The sequence below is a fragment of the Stenotrophomonas sp. 24(2023) genome, assembly GCF_030913365.1.
Taxonomy (GTDB): Bacteria; Pseudomonadota; Gammaproteobacteria; order Xanthomonadales; family Xanthomonadaceae; genus Stenotrophomonas.
In genome coordinates this window covers 3,417,088-3,431,657 of record NZ_CP133160.1, presented here as the reverse complement: position 1 = coordinate 3,431,657, position 14,570 = coordinate 3,417,088, and the positions used below count along the sequence as shown (strand labels likewise).

Genomic DNA, 14,570 nt, shown 5'->3' with positions numbered 1-14,570 from the left:
CAAGACGAAGAACCATGGATCGCAAGCTGCTTGACCTGCTGGTGTCGCCCGACACCCGCCAGCCCCTGTCCCTGCTGGAGGCCGCCGGCCTGGAAGCGCTCAACCGGGCGATCGCCGCCGGTGCGGTCAGCAAGGCCGACGGCAACCCGCTGGCGCAGCCCCTGCGCGAGGTGCTGGTCAGCCGTGACCGCAAGCAGCTGTTCCGGGTCGAGGACGGCATTCCGGTGCTGCTGGCCGAAGAAGCCATCCCGACCGCGCAGATCGACGGTTTCCCCGGCGCATGACCAGGTTGCCGGCGCCGGATGCGGCCCAGGTCGCGGCCGATGTCGCCCGCGCGCTGGCCGAAGACATCGGCAGCGGTGACGTCACCGCAGCGCTGCTGCCCGACCAGCCCGACATCGCCTACCTGCTGTGCAAGCAGGACGGGGTGATCGCGGGCCGGCCCTGGTTCGATGCCACCCACCGGGCGCTGGACCCGCAGGTGCGGATCGACTGGCAGGTCGAGGAAGGCCAGGCCGTACCCGCCGGCACCGTGCTGGCCCTGCTGCAGGGCCGCAGCCGCAGCCTGGTCAGCGCCGAGCGTACCTCGCTCAATTTCCTGCAGACGCTGTCCGGCACCGCCACCACGACCGCCCGTTACGTCGCGGCCGTGGCCGGCACCGGCACGCATATCCTGGACACCCGCAAGACCCTGCCCGGCCTGCGCATGGCGCAGAAGTACGCCGTGCGCTGCGGGGGCGGCGACAACCACCGCTTCGGCCTGTACGACACGGTGATGCTGAAAGAGAACCACATCCGCGCGGCCGGCTCGCTGGCCGCGGCGGTGGCCAGCGCGCGGGCGATGTGGCCGCAGCTGCCGCTGGTGGTGGAGGTGGAAGACCTGGACCAGCTGCAGCAGGCCCTGGCAGCCGGCTGCGAACGCATTCTGCTGGACGACTTCGACGCCGGCATGCGCCGCCAGGCCGTGCGCATCACGGCCGGCCGCATCCCGCTGGAGGTCTCCGGCAGCGTCGGGCTGGACGGCCTGCGCGCCATCGCCGAAGACGGCGTGGACTGCATTTCCATCGGCGCGCTGACCAAGCACGTGCAGGCCATCGACCTGTCGCTGAAGCTCGGCCCGCCGCCGGGCTGAGGCAGGCCCGGCGCCATCGGCTCACACCCGGCGTTCACGAGGGCGCTGCGACGCTGCGGGCATCCCCCACCGGAGCCGCGCATGCGCCGGATGTTGCTGCCTGCTGGCCTGCTGCTGGCCACCCTGCCCGTATCGGCGGCCGCCGCCGAAGCCTGCGATGTGCCCCCACGCTTCGGCCTGAGCCCGCTGGCGGTGGCGATCCGCATCACCGCCTGCAATGAGCACCGGCTCTGGTACCGGCCCTTCATCGACCGCGAGGGCCGCGCGGCCAGCCTCAGCGTGACCGAAGCCGAGAACGAGCACCTGGCCGACAACGGCCTGATCGCCTGGCAGCGCGTGAGCACCTACTGGCGTGAAAGCGGCACGCTCAACGCCCTGGGCAGCCTGCCCGGTGCGGGCAGCTGCCTGGCGCCGCTGGGCACCCGCTACACCGACAGCGACTGCCGCGCGTTCCTCATCGACAACCCGTGGTCGGCGGCCTTCATTTCCTGGGTGATGGTGCGGGCCGGTGTGCCCGGCTTCAACACCTCCCCGCGCCACATCGACTACATCCGCGCGGCCTACCAGGCGGGGCCGCAGGGCGTGCCCTACCGGCTGGTCGATCCGGCCACCGCCAAGCCCGCACCGGGCGATCTGCTGTGCTTCCTGCGCGACCGCAGCACGACCCTGAGCTACAGCGGGCTGGTGCAGGCGCTGGGCAATGGCTCGGTCGGCCACTGGAAATCGCACTGCGAGGTGGTGGTGTCGGCCAATCTGGGCGGCGACCAGACCCTGTACCTGGTGGGAGGCAACGTCATGAACACCGTAGCGATGCGCCTGCTGGCCCTGGACCGTACCGGGCACATCCAGCTGCCGGCTGCGCGTGGGCGCAGCAGCGATGGCATCGACCCCACCTGTACGCCCGGGCGCGAGGACGAATGCAGCTTCAACCGCCAGGACTGGGCCGCCCTGCTGCAGCTGACCGCCACCGCGCCGTTGCAGGCGCCGCCCTTGCCTGCGGTGCCGGTGGCGGAACCCGCACCGGGCACGCCATGAACGCAGGTGCTTGATCGCAGGCCCGTGTGCCGCCATCTTGGTCACCTGCCCTCCTTTCTGCTGCTGCCATGCCTACCCTGCTCGTCCTGATGATCGCCGGCGCCGTGGTGTATTTCTTCTGGAATGCTGCGCGTTCGGCCGCCGAGCGTGCGGTGGAGCTGGGCCGCAACGCCTGCCGCGCGGCCGACGTGCAGTGGCTGGACCAGGCCGTGCATGCCACTGGCCTGCGCCTGAGCCGCGGCGAAGACGGCCGGCTCGGCTTCGAGCGCACCTTCAAGTTCGAGTATTCCTACGATGGCATCGACCGCCATGTCGGCCGCATGGTGCTGCGGGGCAATGAACTGGTGTCGTTCACCGGCCCCGGTGCGGCACGCATCAGCCAGATCCGGCCGGACCTGGATGATGCCGAGGATGTGTGAGAAAAGGCATCCACGCCGGAAGGGCCCCGGTAGAGCCACGCCATGCGTGGATGGATGTGGCGGGAATCATTGGACCGCGCGCAGGTCCGGGCGATGCGCGCATCAGGCAGCCGGGCCGGTGATCTGCAGGGAAAAGCATCCACGCATGGCTTGGATCTACAGGACATCGCCCCGGTAGAGCCACGCCATGCGTGGATGGGCGTGGCAGGAATCATTGGATCGCGCGCGGGTCCGGGCGATGCGCGCACCAGGCAGCCGGGCCGGTGATCTGCAGGGAAAAGCAGCCACGCATGGCGTGGATCTACAGGACATCGCCCCGGTAGAGCCACGCCATGCGTGGATGGATGTGGCAGGAATCATTGGACCGCGCGCAGGTCCGGGCGATGCGCGCATCAGGCAACCGGGCCGGTGATCTGCAGGGATAAGCATCCACGCATGGCGTGGATCTACAGGACATCGCCCCGGTAGAGCCACGCCATGCGTGGATGGATGTGGCGGGAATTACTTGACCACGCGCAGGTTCGGGCGCCCCTTCGGCGGCGGGCTGGTCGGCGGCCTGTCATCCGGCGGCGTCTCGTCCGATGGGGTATCGCCGTCGTGCAGCAGTTCATCGCTGGTCGGCGCCGGCTCGCTGCCGCCGATGTCATCCGGCAGCGCCATGCCCTGCCCGGTCTCGCGGGCATACACGGCCAGCACGGCACTGATCGGCACCTGCACCGGGTAGCTCACGCCGGAGAACCGTGCCGAGAAGCTCACCATCTCGTTGTCGATCATCAGCCGGACCACCGCGCGTTCGGCGATGTTCAACACCACCCGGCCATCCTTGACCGACGACGGCGGCACCTGCACGCCGGGCACGCCGGCATCCACCAGGATATGCGGGGTCAGGTCATTATCGTTGATCCATTCCACCAGCGCCCGCAACAGGTACGGGCGGTGGCTGGTCATGCGGAAAAAGTCTTCGCTCATGGGACAAGTGTACGCGCCCGCCCCGCCTGCCGGGGCACCGGCCGGCCCGGCCAGTCGGCCTGCGGTCGGGAAAGCGGGCGCGTCCGGCTCAGACCGGCAGCTCGCGCAGCTTCTTTTCCTGGTCGGTCAGGCTGCGCACGAAGCCCGGGTGGCGGAAGATGCGGTTGCCGTAATCCTCGATCGCCTTGCCATCCTTGGGCAGGGCGACATCCAGCGCCTGCAGGCGCCAGATGATCGGCGCCATCGCACAGTCGGCCAGGCTCATTTCCGGATTGAGGAAGAACTTGCTGGCCTTGAACAGCGGCACCGAGGCGGTGAGCAGTTCCTTCAGGCGCTTGCGACCGGCTTCGGCCTGGGTCTTGTTGCCCAGCTGGATGGCCTGCACCTGTGGCACCCAGTCGTGCTCGATGCGCAGCATGGCCAGGCGGATGCGCGCACGGGACAGCGGATCGACCGGCATCAACGGCGGGTGCGGATAGCGCTCATCCAGGTATTCGCTGACCACCGAGGCGGCGTACAGCACCAGCTCGCGCTCCACCAGCGTGGGCACGGAATGGTACGGGTTGAGATCGATCAGGTCTTCGGGCGGATTCTGCGGGTCCACCGCCACGTAGTCGTAGGTCACGCCCTTGGCCGCAAGGACCAGACGCACGCGATGGCACAGCACATCGTCGTTCGAGGAAAACAGCGTCAGTGTATTGCGCATGCGTACGCTCGCCGCCATCAAAGGCTCTCCAACGACAGGAAAACCGCCTGCCGCATCGGCGCCGCCAGCCCCTTGCCGGCGGTCGACTCTTCCCCGAGTGTGCAGCCGCACATCACAAAAGCCAATAGGCCGGAGGGATGACGGCTGCGTGGATCAGTGAACGTCCTTCCAGTATTCCTTCTTCAGCAGGAACACGAGGAAGGTCAGCAGGGCCAGGAACAGGATCACCCACACGCCCAGCTGCTGCCGCTTCAACGCGGCCGGCTCACCGGCGTACTCCAGGAAGTTGGTGATGTCCCGCACGGCCTGGTCGTACTGGCCGGCATCCACCGTGCCCGGGCTGGCCAGGCGCAGCCCGGTCACCGGCGGGTCCTGCCCGGGGATTTCCGACTTGCCATGCACCGGCTGCTGCAGGCCCTGCATTTCCCACAGCGGGTTGGGCATGGACGCGTTCGGGAACACGGTATTGTTCCAGCCCAGCGGGCGGCTGCTGTCCAGGTAGAACGACTTGAGGTAGGTGTACACCCAGTCGCTGCCGCGGACACGCGAAATCAGGCTCAGGTCCGGCGGCATCTTGCCGAACCATTTTTCGGCCTGCTCCTTGGGCATGGCCACCGGTACCGGATCGCCAATGGCCGAACCGGTGAAGTTGAGGTTGGCCATGACCTGCTCTTCGGTCAGGCCCAGGTCCTGGCCCATCCGCGAATAACGCAGGTACTTCAGCGCATGGCAACCGGAGCAGTAGTTCATGTACAGCTGCGCGCCGCGCTGCAGGGAAGCGCGGTCACCCAGGTCGTTGCCGGCCTGCAGCAGTTTGGCGCCCCCTTCGGCGGCGCTGGCCAGGGTACTGCCCAGCATCAGGGCGGCCATCAGGGCCAGCCGGACCATCCAGCGCTCAGTCATGCGTGGTCACCCTCTCAGGTACTGGCTTGGTCTTGTCCAGCCGCGTCCATACCGGCATGGTGATGAAGAAGGCGAAGTACAGGAACGTCAGCACCCGCCCGATGTAGGTCTCGTGCACATCCGTGCCCGGGCCGGAACCGATCACGCCCAGCCACACGAAGCACACCGCCAGCACGCCCAGCATCACCTTCGAGATCCAGCCGCGGTAGCGCACCGACTTGACCCTGGCCTTGTCCAGCCACGGCACCAGGAACAGGATGGCGATGGCCGAGAACATCACGATCACGCCGCCCAGCTTGTTCGGCACCACCCGCAGCATCGCGTAGTACGGCGTGTAGTACCACACCGGCTTGATGTGCTCGGGGGTCACCAGGCGGTTGGCCTCGGTGAAGTTGTCGTGTTCCAGGAACAGGCCACCGAAGCCCGGCGCGAAGAAGATGATGAAGGCGGCGATGATCAGCAGGAAGCCGGCACCCACACCATCCTTGAGCGTGTAGTACGGATGGAACGGGATGCCGTCGGCCGGCGCATGCGGCGACCAGCGGTTGCCCTTCGGCCCCTTCTTGATCTCCACGCCGTCGGGGTTGTTGGACCCCACTTCATGCAGCGCGCCCAGGTGCAGCACCACCAGCAGCAGCAGCACCAGCGGCAGCGCGATGACATGCAGGGCGAAGAACCGGTTGAGCGTGGCATCACTGGGCAGGTAGTCGCCCATGATCCATTCGGTGAGGCCGTTGCCGATGACCGGGATGGCACCGAACAGCGAGATGATGACCTTCGCGCCCCAGAACGACATCTGGCCCCAGGGCAGCACGTAGCCCATGAAGGCTTCGGCCATCAGCACCAGATAGATCAGCATGCCCAGGATCCACACCAGTTCGCGCGGTTTCTGGTAGCTGCCGTACAGCAGCCCGCGAAACATGTGCAGGTAGACCACGATGAAGAACAGCGAGGCCCCGGTGGAGTGCATGTAGCGGATCAACCAGCCCCACTCGACATCCCGCATGATGTATTCGATGGAGGCGAACGCTTCGGCGGCGTTCGTCTTGTAGTGCATCGTCAGGAAGATGCCGGTGACGATCTGGTTGACCAGGATCAGCAGCGCCAGCGACCCGAAGTAGTACCAGAGGTTGAAGTTCTTCGGCGCGTAGTACTCGCTGACGTGCTTGCGGTAGATCGGCATCAGGCCCGGCGCGCGGGCATTGACCCAGTCGGCCACGCCGCTGGCGGTACGGCTCAGGATATTGGCCATCAGGCAGCCCCCTCCGGATCCACGCCGATGATGATGGTGTTGTCGTCCTGGTAATGGTGCGGCGGCACCAGCAGGTTGATCGGCGCCGGCACGTCCTTGAACACACGCCCGGACATGTCGAAGCGCGACTTGTGGCAGGGGCAGAAATAACCGCCCTTCCACTGCGGGTCATAGGGTTCGGGCCGGATCTCGGCCACCATTTCCGGCGAGCAGCCCAGGTGCGTGCACAGGCCGACCAGCACCGAGACATCGGCCTTGATCGAGCGCAGCTCGGGGTTCTGCTTGAGCACGTAGGCCGGCTGCTGGTCCTTCTCGCCGGACTCGGGGTCCTTCAGGCGTTCGTCCAGACCATGCAGGGCCTCGAGGATGGCCTTGGACCGCTTGACGATCCAGATCGGCTGCCCGCGCCATTCCAGGATCAGGCGCTGGCCTTCCTGCAACGCGCTGATATCGGCCACTACCGGTGCGCCGGCAAGCTTGGCACGGGCACTGGGATTCCAGGATTTGATGAAAGGAACTGCGGCAAATCCGACGCCGACGGCACCAACCACGGCTGTGGTTGCAGAAAGAAAACGCCGACGTCCGGTGTTGACTGGATCGTATACCCCATCGTTGGCCATCCGGCACTCCGATATTGATTAGGTAGCTTTAAGGCTGCCAGCGGTCCGGTGGGGGCCAGGGCCGCATTGAATCAGGGCCGAGTGTAGCTGAACCGTCGCGCGCCACACAACGCATTGTCACAACATCTTTTGTTGCCGCTTCGCTCGCCGGGCATGGCCCGGCACTACTGCTGGCTCAACGCCGTGCGGTAGCGGTCGGCCAACTGCGCCACGCGCTGCACGTAGTACCGGGTTTCGCTGTAGGGGGGCACGCCACCATGGCGGTCCACGGCGCCTTCGCCGGCGTTGTAGCCGGCGGCGGCCAGGGTCAGGTCGCCGTTGAAGCGCTTCAGCAGCCAGGCCAGGTACTGCACGCCGCCGCGGATGTTCTGCGCTGCATCATAGGAGTCGCTGACGCCGAAGCGCGCCGCGGTCGGCGGCATCAGCTGCATCAGGCCCTGTGCGCCGGCACGGCTGAGCGCGGTCGGGTTGTACGCCGACTCGGCATGGATGATGGCCCGGACCACCGCTTCCTCCACCCCGAACTCGCGCGCCGCCGACGCGATCTCGCCATGGAAAGCGGTGGTGTTCAGGCGCACGGTGCCGAAGTTGACCGGGCTGTTGATGCCGCAGGCGTAGCAGCGCTCGATGAAGCTGTAGTGGATGGTGCGCACCGGGCCCAGGCTGGCGACCTGGGTCGGCTTGCGGCTGGTGTAGTGGCGCACGCCATCCTGCATATAGGAATACACCTGGCCGCTGACCACCCGTCCGCCCCGGCCGGGGCGGGCCACCGGTGCTGCCGTGGCGCCACGGGCCGCAGGGGCAGGTGTGGCGGCGAGTGCCGTGGGCGTGCGCTCGGCCGCAGCGGCCGTGGTGGCAGGGACCGGCGCGGGAGGCGTGGCCGGCGCGGTGACGGCCGGGGCGCGCGTGGCGACGCTGGCACGGGGGCGCTTGGCCTCACGGGTATAGCTGATGGCCTCGCAGCGGGCACCGCTGACACGCTTGCTGACGTAACTGGTGACGCCATCGCCGCCGACGCACTTGTACAGCGTGCCCGCACTGGCCGGCGCAGCGGCCAGCGCAGCGATGATGATCGCCGTTGTCCCCAGTCTCCCCTTCATGGCCGGCAGTGTCCCAGCTTCACCGGGGCTTGCCAAGCCAACCCGATCACCCTTCGCCGTCGTCGCCGAACAGTGTCCCCAGTCCCGCCAGGCGCTGGGCCAGCTGGGCTTTCAGCGCCGGCGGGGTGGTCCACAGCGCCAGCGGCACCTGGTCCAGGCCCAGGATCTGGGCCAGCATCATGCCGGTACTGTCCGCGCCCACGCGCAGCAGGCAGTGGTCCGGGCCATCGGCCTCCAGCACCCCGCACCAGGGCGGCACGGTACGGCTGAGCTCGGCCAGCGGCCCCGCCAGGCGCATCACCGCCTGCAGGCGGAACGGCGACTGGCTCACGGCCTGGCGCACCATCACCGCCGGCGGCGCCGGGGTACGCCGGTGTACGCCCTGTACCCGCAGGGTGCGGGTGGGCCCCATGCGATCCACGCGCAGGGTGCGCCAGTCCTGCCGCCCCAGGTCCCAGGCCAGCAGGTACCAGCGCCGGCCATAGTTGATCAGGTGCTGGGCCTCCACCTCGCGCTGGGTCAGCACGTCCTGCCCGCTGCGGTAGTCGAAGGCCAGCCGGGCCGCCTGGCGGCAGGCTTGGGCCAGTTGCCCCAGCAGCCGCGCATCGGCCTTGGGCAGGTCGGACAGGGTGGCCGTGGCCGCATGCACCTCGCCGGCCTGCTGGCGGCGGCGGCTGGGCACCAGCGGGTCGAGCTTGGACAACAGGCCCCGGGCGGTGTCGTCGATGCCGGCCACCGTGGCCGAGGCCGCGCGCAGGGCGATGGCCAGGGTGGTCGCCTCCTCCTCGTCCAGCAGCATCGGCAGCACCGGCGCGCCCGCGCCGAGCCGGTAACCGCCACCGACCCCGGCCGAGGCCTGGATCGGATACCCCAGTTCGCGCAGCCGCTCGATGTCACGGCGGATGCTGCGCCGGTCCACGCCCATGCGCTCGGCCAGCTCGGCCCCGGACCAGTGGCGGCGGGCCTGCAGCAGGGCGATCAGGCGCAACAGGCGGTGGGCGGTATGGCGCATGAAGGATCGAGGACAGAAGTCGTCCGCAATGGTGCCCGACCATGGCCACTCTTTCCAGCGGATGCCGACCATGAACTCCCGTCAGATCACCCTCTACCACGCCGCCCGTTCGCGCTCGAGCGGCACCGTCGCCCTGCTTGAAGCACTGGGCGCGGACTACGCCCTGCAGGTGCTGGACCTCAAGGCCGGCGCCAACCTGGCCCCCGCGTACCTGGCGATCAACCCGATGGGCAAGGTGCCGGCGATCATCCACGAGGGCGCGTTGGTGACCGAACAGGTGGCCATCTACCTGTACCTGGCCGACCTGTACCCCGAGGCCGGGCTGGCACCGCCGATCGGCGATGCGCTGCGCGGGCCCTACCTGCGCTGGATGGCCTTCTACGGCGCCTGCTTCGAGCCGGCGATGATCGACCGGGCGATGCACCGCGAAGCACCGGCGCAGTCGATGTCGCCGTACAACGACGCCGATACGGTGCTGCAGATCATCGAGGCACAGCTGGCGCAGGGGCCGTACCTGCTGGGCGAGACCATGAGCGCGGCCGACGTGCTGTGGGGCAATGCTCTGATGTGGACCAGCCAGTTCGGCCTGGTCACCCCGGCCCCGGCCACGGCGGCCTACATCGCGCGGATGAACACCCTGCAGGCCTTCGACCGCTCACGGCAGATCGACGCCGACCTGCTGGCGGCGTGACGGCCGTCGGGCGGGATCGGATGCCGGTGGCGCGGGGCCATGCCCCGCGACCGCCCCGGTAGCGCCAGGCACGGCGGGAAGCGCGTAGAATTGCGCGCTTTCCCGCCACCCGAATGGATTAAGCGCCATGACCGGGACGCCAGACGTCTTCCCCCCCGCCGCACAGGACGACACCCGCCTTGTTGCCCTGCCCTCCGGCCCGCGCCGCCCCGACCAGGTGCGCGGCAAGCTGTTCATCAAGACCCACGGCTGCCAGATGAACGAGTACGACTCGGCCAAGATGGCCGATGTGCTCGCCGCCAGCGATGGGCTTGAACTGACCGACGATCCGGCCGAGGCCGATGTCATCCTGGTCAACACCTGCTCCATCCGCGAAAAAGCGCAGGAGAAGGTGTTCAGCCAGCTGGGCAACTGGAAGTCGCTGAAGAACCAGGGCCGCGAGGTCATCATCGGCGTGGGCGGCTGCGTGGCCTCGCAGGAAGGCGAAGCGATCATCAAGCGCGCGCCCTATGTCGATCTGGTGTTCGGCCCGCAGACCCTGCACCGCCTGCCGGAGCTGATCCGCGCACGGCGCGAGCAGAAGCGCCCGCAGGTGGACATCAGCTTCCCGGAGATCGAGAAGTTCGACCGCCTGCCCGAGCCGCGCGCCGACGGTGGCTCGGCCTTTGTGTCTATCATGGAAGGCTGTTCCAAGTACTGCTCGTTCTGCGTGGTGCCCTACACCCGCGGCACCGAGGTCAGCCGCCCGTTCGAGGACGTGGTGGTGGAAGTGGCGCAGCTGGCCGCGCAGGGCGTGCGCGAGATCAACCTGCTCGGCCAGAACGTCAATGCCTACCGTGGCCCCTATGGTGATGGCGAGTTCGCCGACCTGGGCCTGCTGATCCGTACCATCGCCGGCATCGACGGCGTCGGCCGCATCCGCTTCACCACCTCGCACCCGCTGGAGTTCAGCGATTCGCTGATCGATGCGTTCCGCGATGTGCCGCAGCTGGCCAACTTCCTGCACCTGCCGGTGCAGGCCGGCAGCGACCGGGTGCTGTCGGCGATGAAGCGCGGCTACACCGCGCTGGAATTCAAGTCGAAGATCCGCAAGCTGCGTGCGGTGCGCCCGGACATCTCGATCAGTTCGGACTTCATCGTCGGCTTCCCCGGCGAGACCGAGGCCGACTTCGAGAAGACCATGAAGCTGATCGAGGACGTGGGCTTCGACCACAGCTTCTCCTTCATCTATTCGCGCCGCCCGGGCACGCCGGCGGCCGACCTGGAGGACACGATCAGCGATGCGGAGAAGCATGCGCGGCTGTCGCGCCTGCAGGCACGCATCAACGAGCAGGCCGCCGCCATCTCCGAAAAGATGGTCGGCACCGTGCAGACCGTGCTGGTGGACGGTCCTTCGCGCAAGAATCCAAACGAGCTGACCGGCAAGACCGAGAACATGCGTTCGGTGAATTTCCCGGGGCACCCGCGCCTGGTCGGCCAGTTCGTGGACGTGCTGATCACCGAAGCGCTGACCAATTCGCTGCGCGCCCGCGTGGTGACCGAGGACTGAGCGCTGTCTTCTGCAGCGCCGGGCCGTGCCCGGCGCTGCAGAAGAAGGCAGATGCGCTACTCCAGCCGCTTGCGGAACCGCAGGATGGCCAACGCCATCATCACCGTGATGAAGGCCAGCAGCGCCAGCGCGTCCGGCCACAATTCCCACAGCGAGGCGCCGCGCAGCATGATGCCGCGCACCAGGCGCAGGAAATGGGTGAGCGGCAGCACTTCGGCCAGCCACTGCACCGGCCGCGGCATGCCGGCGAACGGGAACATGAAGCCGGACAGCAGGATGGAAGGCAGGAACAGGAACAGGGTCATCTGCATGGCCTGGAACTGCGAGCGCGCACGCGTGGAGATCAGCAGGCCCAGCGCCAGGTTGGCCAGTACCAGCAGCACGGCGGCCAGGTAGACATCCAGCAGGCTGCCGCGCACCGGCACCTGGAACAGCCAGGTGCCCAGCAGCAGCACCAGGGTGGTCTGCAGCAGGCCGATGGCCGCATACGGCAGCACCTTGCCGACCATCAGCTCGGTGCGTGACACCGGGGTGGCGATCAGCAGTTCCATGTTGCCGCGCTCGCGCTCGCGCACCACCGCCACCGCCGTGAACATCACCAGGGTCATGGTCAGGATGACCCCGATCAGCCCCGGCACGATGTTCACCGCCGAACGCCGCTGCGGGTTGTAGAAGCTGACCACGCTGACCTGGCCGGCAGCGATGCTGCCCTCGCGCAGCGGCCGGGTATTGGCGGTCGGTCGCGGGTCCAGCGGCACCTGTGCCAGCTGGATGGCCGCGCTCTGCACCACGGTGTCGCTGCCGTCGACCAGCACCTGCACCGCCTCGCGCCCCTCGAAGCGCCTGCGCTCGAAATCGGCCGGCACCACGATGCCGACGCTGATGCGGCCCTCGCGCAAGGCGTGCATCAGCTGGTCAGGGCTGTAGTCCTGCGCGTGCGGGGCGATCACGCCGGTGGCGATCATGTCCTGCACCAGGGCGCGCGAGGCCGAGGTATTGGCCTGGTCGGCGATACCGGCATCGAGGTTGCGCAGATTGAGGTTGATCGCATAGCCGAACAGCAGCAGCTGCATGACCGGGATGCCCACGATCATCGCCAGCGTGATGCGGTCACGGCGCAGCTGCCGCAGCTCCTTGAGCATGATCGCCCACAGCCGGCGCAGGTTCATGCGGCCGGCTCGCGGCCACGGCCGCGGGTGGCGGCGACGAAGACGTCTTCCAGGTTGGGCGCCACCGCATCGATGTGCGCCTGCGGATCGGCACTGGCCAGCGCGTGCTGCAGCGCCTGCACATCGGCAGCGCCATCGGCACACAGCACCCGCAGCTGGGTACCGATCTGCGCCACGCTGAGCACCCCGGGCAGCGCGGCCAGCGCGCGGCTGGCCTGCCGCGGCTGCGAAGCAGTCACCTGCAGCGTGCGCCCGTCCAGCCGCGCGCACAGGTCGGCCGGCGTGCCATCGGCCACCAGCGCGCCCCGGTCGAGGATGGCCAGGCGATGGCAGCGTTCGGCTTCATCCATGTAGTGGGTGGACACCAGCACGGTGGTGCCTGCATCGGCCAGCTCGAACAGGGCTTCCCAGAAATCACGGCGCGATTCGGGATCGACCGCACTGGTCGGTTCATCCAGGAACAGCAGCTCGGGCCCATGCACCACCGCACCGGCCAGCGCCAGGCGCTGCTTCTGGCCGCCGCTGAGCGTGCCGGCCAGCTGCGGCTGCCGGTCCTGCAGGCGGTACTGCTGCAGCAGTGCATCGACCCGCTGCCGGGCCTGGGCGCGCGGCAGGTCCTGGATGGCCGCCAGGAATGCCAGGTTCTCGCGCACCGACAGGTCTTCGTACAGCGAAAAGCGCTGGGTCATGTAGCCGATGCGCCGGCGCAGCGCCTCGGCCTGTGCCGGTACGGCCAGGCCCAGCACCTCGATCTGCCCTGCGCTCGGTTCCAGCAGGCCGCAGAGCATGCGGATGGTGGTCGACTTGCCCGACCCGTTCGGCCCCAGGAAGCCATAGACCTGCCCGCGTGGCACCACCAGATCGACGTTATCCACGGCCAGCAGGTCACCGAAGCGGCGGGTCAGGCCGCGTGCGCTGACCGCGATATCGCCGGCGGAAGTCAGAATCGCACCTGCACCGGTACGCCTGCGGCCAGGGCCTGCAGGTCGGTGCCCGGGTCGACCTCGATCTCGGCCAGATAGCTCAGCCGCTCCACGTCCTGCCCGGTCAGCGCGTAGTACGGGGTAAAGGTCGGCTCGCTGCGGATCATCCGCACCTTGCCCGGCAGGCTGCCGTCGCGCCCCTGCACGATGATGGTCGCGGCCTGCCCCACTTTCACCTGCAGCCGCAGCGGCTGCGGCAGGTACACGCGCGCATGGGGCCGATCGCCGACCAGCAGCACCGCCAGCGGCGCGCCCACCGGCGCCTGGTCACCCTGCCGGTACGGCAGGGCATCGACCACGCCATCGCGCGGCGCGCGCAGTTCGAGCTTCTGCCGGTTCACCGCCTGCACCTGCTGCTGTGCCTGCGCGGCCTCCACGGCGGACTGGCCCTGGGCGATGTCCTCGGTACGGCTGCCGTGCAGCAGTTCCAGCAGGGCCTGTTCGGCCGCGCGCACGCTGCCGGCGGCATTGCCTGCCGCGGCACGCGCGCGGTCCAGCTCGGCGGCCGCCACCAGTTGCTGGCGTGCCAGCGGCCGCACGCGCCGGTAGTACGCGGCCGCCTCATCGGACTGCGCGCGCAGTGCCTGCAGGTGTGCCCGGGCCTGTGCAATCTGCTCCTGGCGGGGACCGACCTGCAGTTCCTTCAGCTGTGCCTGTGCTTGGCGGGTATCGGCGGCGGCCGCCGCCAGCTGGGCATCGGTGCGCAGGGGATCGAGCTGCATCAGCAGCGTACCGGCGCTGACGGCCTGGCCCTCATGCACCGGCACCGAAGCGATGCTCTCCGCCGCCGGGGCCGGCACGCTGATCCGGTCCCATTCCAGCGTCCCCAGCGCCACCGGCACCTCCTGCCGGCAACCGGCAAGCATGGCCAGGCCCATCAGTGCCAGTGCGTGCATCCGGCTGCCCACAGCCATGCGTCACCTCCTGCGATGGGGCCACGGTGCCATGGCCCCGGTGCGCCCGCAATGTCATCGGCCACCCCTGGCGATTTCCTCGCCACCCTGCGCCGGGGCCTGTGCCACAACGCTCG

Annotated in this window: 16 protein-coding genes; 6 read left to right on the top strand and 10 right to left on the bottom strand. The window is 68.5% G+C overall.

Translation table 11 applies throughout. The features are described 5' to 3' along the window. The first annotated feature begins 14 nt into the window (after positions 1 to 14). The 4 genes from Q9R17_RS15545 to Q9R17_RS15530 all read left to right on the top strand — a co-directional run bounded on the left by Q9R17_RS15545 (position 15) and on the right by Q9R17_RS15530 (position 2,586). Positions 15 to 284 (top strand): Trm112 family protein, encoded by a 270-nt coding sequence (locus Q9R17_RS15545; protein WP_308155497.1) that lies wholly within the window; start codon positions 15 to 17, stop codon positions 282 to 284. Beyond that, on the top strand, positions 281 to 1,132 hold the full coding sequence (gene nadC / locus Q9R17_RS15540) for a carboxylating nicotinate-nucleotide diphosphorylase (protein ID WP_308155496.1): 852 nt from the start codon (positions 281 to 283) through the stop codon (positions 1,130 to 1,132). Before Q9R17_RS15545 ends, nadC begins: the two co-directional genes overlap by 4 nt. A gap of 81 nt (positions 1,133 to 1,213) precedes the next feature. Then, positions 1,214 to 2,167 (top strand): DUF2272 domain-containing protein, encoded by a 954-nt coding sequence (locus Q9R17_RS15535; RefSeq protein ID WP_308155495.1) that lies wholly within the window; start codon positions 1,214 to 1,216, stop codon positions 2,165 to 2,167. A gap of 68 nt (positions 2,168 to 2,235) precedes the next feature. After that, positions 2,236 to 2,586: a DUF3301 domain-containing protein gene (locus tag Q9R17_RS15530; protein WP_308155494.1), complete on the top strand. Its 351-nt coding sequence runs from the start codon at positions 2,236 to 2,238 to the stop codon at positions 2,584 to 2,586. A 501-nt stretch (positions 2,587 to 3,087) separates the two neighbouring features. Here the strand turns inward: Q9R17_RS15530 and Q9R17_RS15525 are convergent. From Q9R17_RS15525 to Q9R17_RS15495, 7 genes are all read right to left on the bottom strand, one after another. Next, positions 3,088 to 3,555, bottom strand: a complete 468-nt coding sequence (locus Q9R17_RS15525) for a ClpXP protease specificity-enhancing factor (RefSeq protein WP_308155493.1) — start codon at positions 3,553 to 3,555, stop codon at positions 3,088 to 3,090. 88 nt (positions 3,556 to 3,643) lie between these two features. Next, complete coding sequence (locus tag Q9R17_RS15520; protein ID WP_308155492.1) at positions 3,644 to 4,279, bottom strand: glutathione S-transferase N-terminal domain-containing protein; 636 nt, start codon at positions 4,277 to 4,279, stop codon at positions 3,644 to 3,646. A gap of 135 nt (positions 4,280 to 4,414) precedes the next feature. Beyond that, positions 4,415 to 5,164, bottom strand: coding sequence for a cytochrome c1 (locus Q9R17_RS15515; protein WP_308155491.1), 750 nt, complete (start codon positions 5,162 to 5,164; stop codon positions 4,415 to 4,417). Then, complete coding sequence (locus Q9R17_RS15510; RefSeq protein ID WP_308155490.1) at positions 5,157 to 6,416, bottom strand: cytochrome bc complex cytochrome b subunit; 1,260 nt, start codon at positions 6,414 to 6,416, stop codon at positions 5,157 to 5,159. Before Q9R17_RS15510 ends, Q9R17_RS15515 begins: the two co-directional genes overlap by 8 nt. Continuing rightward, positions 6,416 to 7,036: a ubiquinol-cytochrome c reductase iron-sulfur subunit gene (petA, locus tag Q9R17_RS15505; RefSeq protein ID WP_308155489.1), complete on the bottom strand. Its 621-nt coding sequence runs from the start codon at positions 7,034 to 7,036 to the stop codon at positions 6,416 to 6,418. The genes Q9R17_RS15510 and petA overlap by 1 nt, the downstream gene beginning before the upstream one ends. Positions 7,037 to 7,200: 164 nt before the next feature. Further along, positions 7,201 to 8,136, bottom strand: a complete 936-nt coding sequence (locus tag Q9R17_RS15500) for a lytic transglycosylase domain-containing protein (RefSeq protein ID WP_308155488.1) — start codon at positions 8,134 to 8,136, stop codon at positions 7,201 to 7,203. 46 nt (positions 8,137 to 8,182) lie between these two features. Beyond that, positions 8,183 to 9,148, bottom strand: a complete 966-nt coding sequence (locus tag Q9R17_RS15495; protein WP_308155487.1) for a WYL domain-containing protein — start codon at positions 9,146 to 9,148, stop codon at positions 8,183 to 8,185. A gap of 70 nt (positions 9,149 to 9,218) precedes the next feature. On the opposite strand from Q9R17_RS15495, the gene Q9R17_RS15490 reads away from it, so the two are divergent. Together Q9R17_RS15490 and miaB are read left to right on the top strand one after the other, a co-directional pair. Beyond that, positions 9,219 to 9,839, top strand: a complete 621-nt coding sequence (locus tag Q9R17_RS15490) for a glutathione S-transferase family protein (RefSeq protein WP_308155486.1) — start codon at positions 9,219 to 9,221, stop codon at positions 9,837 to 9,839. Between the two features lie 127 nt (positions 9,840 to 9,966). Beyond that, complete coding sequence (miaB, locus tag Q9R17_RS15485) at positions 9,967 to 11,388, top strand: tRNA (N6-isopentenyl adenosine(37)-C2)-methylthiotransferase MiaB (protein WP_308155485.1); 1,422 nt, start codon at positions 9,967 to 9,969, stop codon at positions 11,386 to 11,388. Between the two features lie 56 nt (positions 11,389 to 11,444). Here miaB and Q9R17_RS15480 read toward each other — a convergent pair whose 3' ends face one another. From Q9R17_RS15480 to Q9R17_RS15470, 3 genes are all read right to left on the bottom strand, one after another. Beyond that, positions 11,445 to 12,557, bottom strand: a complete 1,113-nt coding sequence (locus tag Q9R17_RS15480; RefSeq protein ID WP_308155484.1) for an ABC transporter permease — start codon at positions 12,555 to 12,557, stop codon at positions 11,445 to 11,447. Further along, positions 12,554 to 13,432 carry an ABC transporter ATP-binding protein gene (locus tag Q9R17_RS15475; protein ID WP_308155483.1) on the bottom strand — a complete coding sequence of 293 codons (879 nt, stop codon included), beginning with the start codon at positions 13,430 to 13,432 and terminating at the stop codon, positions 12,554 to 12,556. Before Q9R17_RS15475 ends, Q9R17_RS15480 begins: the two co-directional genes overlap by 4 nt. Before the next feature lie 65 nt (positions 13,433 to 13,497). Further along, positions 13,498 to 14,454, bottom strand: coding sequence for an HlyD family secretion protein (locus Q9R17_RS15470; RefSeq protein WP_308155482.1), 957 nt, complete (start codon positions 14,452 to 14,454; stop codon positions 13,498 to 13,500). Positions 14,455 to 14,570 lie beyond the last annotated feature (116 nt).

Bases quoted from the DNA above. Each gene is read 5' to 3' on its own strand.
- Q9R17_RS15535 (WP_308155495.1), top strand. From the start codon at position 1,214: ATGCGCCGGATGTTGCTGCCTGCTGGCCTGCTGCTGGCCACCCTGCCC.
- nadC (WP_308155496.1), top strand. From the start codon at position 281: ATGACCAGGTTGCCGGCGCCGGATGCGGCCCAGGTCGCGGCCGATGTC.
- Q9R17_RS15525 (WP_308155493.1), bottom strand. From the start codon at position 3,555: ATGAGCGAAGACTTTTTCCGCATGACCAGCCACCGCCCGTACCTGTTG.
- Q9R17_RS15470 (WP_308155482.1), bottom strand. From the start codon at position 14,454: ATGGCTGTGGGCAGCCGGATGCACGCACTGGCACTGATGGGCCTGGCC.
- Q9R17_RS15480 (WP_308155484.1), bottom strand. From the start codon at position 12,557: ATGAACCTGCGCCGGCTGTGGGCGATCATGCTCAAGGAGCTGCGGCAG.
- Q9R17_RS15490 (WP_308155486.1), top strand. From the start codon at position 9,219: ATGAACTCCCGTCAGATCACCCTCTACCACGCCGCCCGTTCGCGCTCG.
- Q9R17_RS15520 (WP_308155492.1), bottom strand. From the start codon at position 4,279: ATGGCGGCGAGCGTACGCATGCGCAATACACTGACGCTGTTTTCCTCG.
- miaB (WP_308155485.1), top strand. From the start codon at position 9,967: ATGACCGGGACGCCAGACGTCTTCCCCCCCGCCGCACAGGACGACACC.
- Q9R17_RS15510 (WP_308155490.1), bottom strand. From the start codon at position 6,416: ATGGCCAATATCCTGAGCCGTACCGCCAGCGGCGTGGCCGACTGGGTC.
- Q9R17_RS15530 (WP_308155494.1), top strand. From the start codon at position 2,236: ATGCCTACCCTGCTCGTCCTGATGATCGCCGGCGCCGTGGTGTATTTC.
- Q9R17_RS15515 (WP_308155491.1), bottom strand. From the start codon at position 5,164: ATGACTGAGCGCTGGATGGTCCGGCTGGCCCTGATGGCCGCCCTGATG.
- Q9R17_RS15500 (WP_308155488.1), bottom strand. From the start codon at position 8,136: ATGAAGGGGAGACTGGGGACAACGGCGATCATCATCGCTGCGCTGGCC.
- Q9R17_RS15545 (WP_308155497.1), top strand. From the start codon at position 15: ATGGATCGCAAGCTGCTTGACCTGCTGGTGTCGCCCGACACCCGCCAG.
- Q9R17_RS15495 (WP_308155487.1), bottom strand. From the start codon at position 9,148: ATGCGCCATACCGCCCACCGCCTGTTGCGCCTGATCGCCCTGCTGCAG.
- petA (WP_308155489.1), bottom strand. From the start codon at position 7,036: ATGGCCAACGATGGGGTATACGATCCAGTCAACACCGGACGTCGGCGT.